This is a genomic window from Streptomyces longispororuber (assembly GCF_024448165.1).
Classification (GTDB): Bacteria; Actinomycetota; Actinomycetes; order Streptomycetales; family Streptomycetaceae; genus Streptomyces; species Streptomyces longispororuber_A.
Genome location: NZ_JAMOLN010000362.1, coordinates 1 through 5,206, shown reverse-complemented (window position 1 = coordinate 5,206; position 5,206 = coordinate 1). Strand labels below are relative to the sequence as shown.

The window sequence follows — 5,206 nt, the reverse complement described above, 5'->3', positions numbered from 1 at the left end:
CTGAGCGTCTTCGAGACCCTTGAGTCGGAGGTGCGCAGCTACTGCCGCGGCTGGCCCACCGTCTTCGACCGGGCCCAGGGCAGCCGCATGTACGACGAGGACGGACACGAGTACCTCGACTTCTTCGCGGGTGCGGGCTCGCTCAACTACGGCCACAACAACCCGGTGCTGAAACGCGCCCTGATCGACTACCTGGAGCGGGACGGCGTCACACACGGTCTCGACATGTCGACATCGGCCAAGCGCAACTTCCTGGAAGCGTTCCAGAACATCGTGCTGCGCCCGCGTGACCTGCCGTACAAGGTCATGTTCCCGGGCCCGACGGGCACCAACGCCGTCGAGTCGGCGCTGAAGCTGGCCCGCAAGGTCAAGGGCCGCGAGTCGATCATCTCGTTCACGAACGCCTTCCACGGCATGTCGCTCGGCTCGCTCGCGGTGACCGGCAACGCGTTCAAGCGGGCCGGCGCGGGCATCCCCCTCGTGCACGGCACGCCCATGCCGTTCGACAACTACCTCGACGGGCAGACCCCGGACTTCATCTGGTTCGAGCGGCTCCTGGAGGACTCCGGCTCGGGTCTGAACACCCCGGCGGCCGTGATCGTCGAGACGGTGCAGGGCGAGGGCGGCATCAACGTGGCCCGCGCCGAGTGGCTGCGCAAGCTCGCCGACGTCTGCGAGCGCTGGGACATGCTGCTGATCGTCGACGACATCCAGATGGGCTGCGGCCGCACCGGCGCCTTCTTCTCCTTCGAGGAGGCGGGCATCACACCGGACATCGTGACCGTTTCGAAGTCCATCAGTGGGTACGGGCTTCCCATGTCCCTCTGCCTGTTCAAGCCGGAGCTCGACATCTGGGAGCCGGGCGAGCACAACGGCACGTTCCGCGGCAACAACCCCGCGTTCGTGACGGCCGCCGCCGCCCTGGAGACGTACTGGACCGACGGCCCCGCCATGGAGAAGCAGACCCTGGAGCGCGGCCAGCAGATCGAGGAGACGCTCAGCGCGCTGCGCGCGGAGTACCCCGAGGACACCGTCGAGTACCGCGGCCGCGGCCTGGTCTGGGGCATCGAGTTCCGCGACAAGGACCGGGCGAACAAGGTGGCCAAGCGCGCCTTCGAGCTCGGTCTGCTCATCGAGACCTCCGGCCCCGAGAGCGAGGTCGTCAAGCTGCTTCCGGCGCTGACGATCACGCCCGAGGAGCTGGACGAGGGGCTGCGCACGCTCACCCGGGCCGTGCGCGAGACCGCCTGACGCACCATCAGGGGTGCGGGCATCCCCCTCATGACGTAGAAGAGAAAGGCAGCAACTCACCGTGATCGTCCGTTCGTTCAAGGAGATCGAGAACACCGACCGGCACGTGAAATCGGCGTCCGGCACCTGGGAGAGCAAGCGCATCGTCCTCGCGAAGGAGAGGGTCGGCTTCTCCCTGCACGAGACGATCCTCTACGCGGGCACGGAGACCGACATGTGGTACGCCAACCACATCGAGGCCGTGCTGTGTGTCGAGGGCGAGGCCGAGCTCGAGAACCGGGAGACCGGGGAGAAGCACTGGATCGAGCCGGGCACGATGTACCTCCTGAACGGCCACGAGCGCCACACGCTGCGCCCGAAGACCGACTTCCGCTGCGTGTGCGTGTTCAACCCTCCCGTGACCGGACGGGAGGACCACGACGAGAACGGCGTCTACCCGCTGCTGACCGAACCCGAGGAGGTCTGACCCGTATGAGCACCGACCTGTACCCCACCCGCGGCAGCTCCGAGGTGGCGACCCCACGTGTCGACCCGGTCGTCTGGTCGGCGCCGGGGGCCCGCGGTCCGATCCGCCAGTCGGACCTCGCGGCCTTCGAACGGGACGGCTTCCTCTCGATCGAGGAGCTGGTCGGTCCGGACGAGATCGGTGTCTACCAGGCCGAGTTGAACCGGCTGATCTCCGATCCCGCGATCAAGGCCGACGAGCGTTCCATCGTCGAGCCGTCGTCGCAGGACGTGCGCTCCGTCTTCGAGGTGCACAAGATCAGCGAGGTGTTCGCGAACCTGGTGCGCGACGAGCGCATCGTGGGGCGGGCGCGGCAGATCCTCGGTTCGGACGTCTACGTCCACCAGTCGCGGATCAACGTCAAGCCGGGCTTCGGCGCGAGTGGCTTCTACTGGCACTCGGACTTCGAGACCTGGCACGCCGAGGACGGTCTGCCCAACATGCGGACGGTGTCCGTCTCCCTCGCGCTGACGGAGAACTACGACACCAACGGCGGGCTCATGATCATGCCGGGCTCGCACAAGACGTTCCTCGGCTGCGCGGGCGAGACGCCGAAGGACAACTACAAGAAGTCGCTGCAGATGCAGGACGCGGGCACGCCGAGCGACGACGCGCTGACCAAGTTCGCCGACCGGCACGGCATCCGCCTGTTCACCGGCAGGGCGGGCTCGGCGACGTGGTTCGACTGCAACGCCATGCACGGCTCGGGCGACAACATCACCCCGTTCCCGCGCTCGAACGTGTTCATCGTGTTCAACAGCGTGGAGAACGCGGCGGTGGAGCCGTTCGCGGCGCCCGTGCGGCGCCCGGAGTTCATCGGGGCGCGGGACTTCACCCCGGTGAAGTGAGGCTCGTACGCAGCGGAGCCGGGGCGGGACCGTGCGCGGTCCCGCCCCGACCGCTGTGCCGGGGGACGGACTACCGGGTGGGGTAGTCGGTGTAGCCCTTCTCGTCGCCGCCGAAGAACGAGGACGGGTCGGGGGTGTTGTACGGCCCCTCGGTGCGCAGGCGGTCCGGGAGGTCGGGGTTGGCGAGGAACAGGGCGCCGAAGGTGACGACGTCGGCGAGACCGTCCTCGATGAGGGTGAGCGACGTGTGGTCGGTCGGGCCCTCGGTGAACGCGTTGAGCAGGAAGGTGCCGCCGAACCGCTTGCGCAGGTCGGCGGTGACCTCGCGGACGTCCGGCGTGGCCTCCAGGACGTGCAGGTACGCGATGCCGAGCGGCTCGATCTCCGCGAGCAGCGCGTGGTAGACCTCGGCCGTGTCGGTGCCGGGCATGGAGTTGTACGGGTTCAGCGGGGAGATGCGCAGCGCGGTGCGCTCGGCGCCGATGGCGGCGGCGACGGCCTTGACCACCTCGGCGGCGAACCGGGCGCGGTTCTCGGCGCTGCCGCCCCACTCGTCGGTGCGCAGGTTCGCGCCGGGCGTGAGGAACTGGTGGATCAAGTAGCCGTTGGCGCCGTGCAGTTCGATGCCGTCGAAGCCGGCCTCGATCGCGCCGCGGGCCGCGTCCGCGTAGTCGGCGATGGTGGCGCGGATCTCGTCGGCGGTCAGCTCGCGCGGGGCGACGAAGTCCTGGAAACCGTCGTTCGTGAAGGCCTTGCCCTCGGGCGCGACGGCCGACGGCGCCACCGGCAGGCCGCCCGCCGGCTGCAGCGACGGGTGGCTGATCCGGCCCGCGTGCATGATCTGGGCGAAGATCGTGCCGCCCGCGGCGTGCACGGCGTCGGTCACCTTGCGCCAGGAGGCGATCTGCTCGGCGCTGTGCAGACCCGGGGTCCAGGCGTAGCCCTGGCCTGCTTCGGAGGGCTGGATGCCCTCGCTGATGATCAGGCCCGCGGACGCGCGCTGCGCGTAGTACTCGGCGGTCAGCTCGGTGGCGGTGCCGCCCTCACCGGCCCGGCTGCGGGTCATCGGGGCCATGGCTATGCGGTTGGCGAGCCGGAGGCCGGCGAGGTCGTGGGAGTCGAAAGCGGTGGTCATGGCTACTCCGATCAACAGGATCAGGGAAATATGTGGTCGGCCAATCAATTGCGCTGACGCCACTGTAACCCATTAATTGGTCGGCCAAGGTAATCTTTGAGTGAAGGACCGACCAGCCGCCCGCAGGAGCCCTCATGACCAAGCCCGACGACCCCGCCTGTACCGATCACACGCCCCTGGCCGCCCGCGGCGGACCGGTCAGCCTCGCACTGGCCCGGGTCGCCCGGCTGCACCGCACCGCGGCGGGGCGGAGGCTGCGCGGGCTCGGTCTCTATCCGGGGCAGGAGTTCGTGATGATGCACCTGTGGGACAAGGGGCCCGTGCGGCAGTCGGAGCTGATCAAGGCGGTCGACCTCGATCCGTCGACGGTCACCAAGATGCTGCAGCGCCTGGAGCAGTCCGGGCACGTGACACGCTCCCCCGACCCGCGGGACCGGCGCGCGGTGCTCGTCGAGGCGACCGACGCGAGCTGTGGGCTGCTGGAGGACGTGGCCGGGGTCTGGGCGGCCCTGGAGGAGCAGACCCTGGCCGGACTCTCCGAGCTCGATCGGGCGGAGTTCGTACGGCTGCTCGGTCTGGTGGAGGGCAACCTCTGCACCGAGGCCGAGGACTGCCCCGACTGACGCCGGCGGATCTGCCGCTCAGAGCCAGGCGAGCCGTGCCGCCTGGTCGAGGACGGCGCGGGCGGCGTGTTCGTCGCCGCCGGTGCTCCTCGGGACGGTGTCGGGGGTCGCCCGGCCGCCGATCAGCAGACAGAAGTCGAGGGAGTCCAGGACGAGTTCGGCGCGCACCGGCTCGCCCTCCGCGCCCACGATCCACTCCGTGGTGCGGCCGGCGTCGGTGACGGTGAGGGCGACGGTCGGGGCCTGCGGGCCCAGGGCGAGACCGAGGATCCGCACGGCGAGCCTGACCAGGCGCCACAGGTGTGCGGCGGGCGGCGGCGGGACCGGGCGGTCCAGGGCGCGGCCGATGTCGTCGGCGTGGATCCAGGTCTCGAAGGCGCGGACCAGGAAGTGGTCGGCGACCGGCAGCCGCACCCCCAGCAGGGTCGCGGCGCGGGCGGCCTGTTCGCCGTCGTGCGCGGCCGGGGTGGCGAGCAGCGCCGCGGCCTGCTCGCGCCAGGTGGCGACGGTGGCGTGCGGCGGCCTGGCCCGCTCGTGGGCGATGACGCGCTGGGTGCGGGTCGCCCAGGCGGTGCGCCACCGGTCCCCCACGACGGGCGCCGGGGCCGGGGGCTCGTTGGCCGGGAGGCCCAGGTGCACGGCGAGGTGTTCGTCGGCGGCGACGAGGTGCGCGACGGTGTCCTGCACGCTCCAGTCGTGGATCACCGGCGTCCCCCAGGGCAGACCGCTCTCCGCGAGCTCGACGAGCAGTGCCTGCAGGGCCGCGACCGCGGCGGCGTAGGGCTCGGCGTGCGGGCCGGTGCGCGGCACGGGCGGACGACGGGCGAGGGCCCGAGCGAGGATC

6 protein-coding genes are annotated in these 5,206 nt (G+C 70.5%); 4 read left to right on the top strand and 2 right to left on the bottom strand.

All coding sequences use genetic code 11. The annotated features are described in order from the left end of the window. From ectB to thpD, 3 genes are all read left to right on the top strand, one after another. Positions 1 to 1,251: diaminobutyrate--2-oxoglutarate transaminase (ectB, locus tag M4J07_RS46580; RefSeq protein WP_255983240.1), on the top strand; the 1,251-nt coding region annotated here is incomplete at its 5' end. 61 nt (positions 1,252 to 1,312) lie between these two features. Continuing rightward, the gene (locus M4J07_RS46575; protein ID WP_255983238.1) at positions 1,313 to 1,717 is read left to right on the top strand and encodes an ectoine synthase; all 405 of its coding nucleotides are present in this window, start codon (positions 1,313 to 1,315) and stop codon (positions 1,715 to 1,717) included. Positions 1,718 to 1,722: 5 nt separating this feature from the next. Further along, positions 1,723 to 2,604, top strand: a complete 882-nt coding sequence (gene thpD / locus M4J07_RS46570; protein ID WP_255983236.1) for an ectoine hydroxylase — start codon at positions 1,723 to 1,725, stop codon at positions 2,602 to 2,604. A 70-nt stretch (positions 2,605 to 2,674) separates the two neighbouring features. Here the strand turns inward: thpD and M4J07_RS46565 are convergent, their stop codons facing one another. Further along, complete coding sequence (locus M4J07_RS46565; protein WP_255983234.1) at positions 2,675 to 3,739, bottom strand: alkene reductase; 1,065 nt, start codon at positions 3,737 to 3,739, stop codon at positions 2,675 to 2,677. A 134-nt stretch (positions 3,740 to 3,873) separates the two neighbouring features. Between M4J07_RS46565 and M4J07_RS46560 the strand changes: the two genes are divergently transcribed. Further along, on the top strand, positions 3,874 to 4,362 hold the full coding sequence (locus M4J07_RS46560; RefSeq protein WP_255983232.1) for a MarR family winged helix-turn-helix transcriptional regulator: 489 nt from the start codon (positions 3,874 to 3,876) through the stop codon (positions 4,360 to 4,362). 18 nt (positions 4,363 to 4,380) lie between these two features. On the opposite strand, the gene M4J07_RS46555 is transcribed toward M4J07_RS46560, so the two are convergent. Continuing rightward, a partial coding sequence (locus M4J07_RS46555; protein WP_255983230.1) for a maleylpyruvate isomerase family mycothiol-dependent enzyme occupies positions 4,381 to 5,206 on the bottom strand: 826 nt, incomplete at its 5' end.

What these genes read in the sequence shown, in the direction of transcription:
- thpD (WP_255983236.1), top strand. Translation starts at nt 1,723, where the DNA reads ATGAGCACCGACCTGTACCCCACCCGCGGCAGCTCCGAGGTGGCGACC.
- M4J07_RS46565 (WP_255983234.1), bottom strand. Translation starts at nt 3,739, where the DNA reads ATGACCACCGCTTTCGACTCCCACGACCTCGCCGGCCTCCGGCTCGCC.
- M4J07_RS46560 (WP_255983232.1), top strand. Translation starts at nt 3,874, where the DNA reads ATGACCAAGCCCGACGACCCCGCCTGTACCGATCACACGCCCCTGGCC.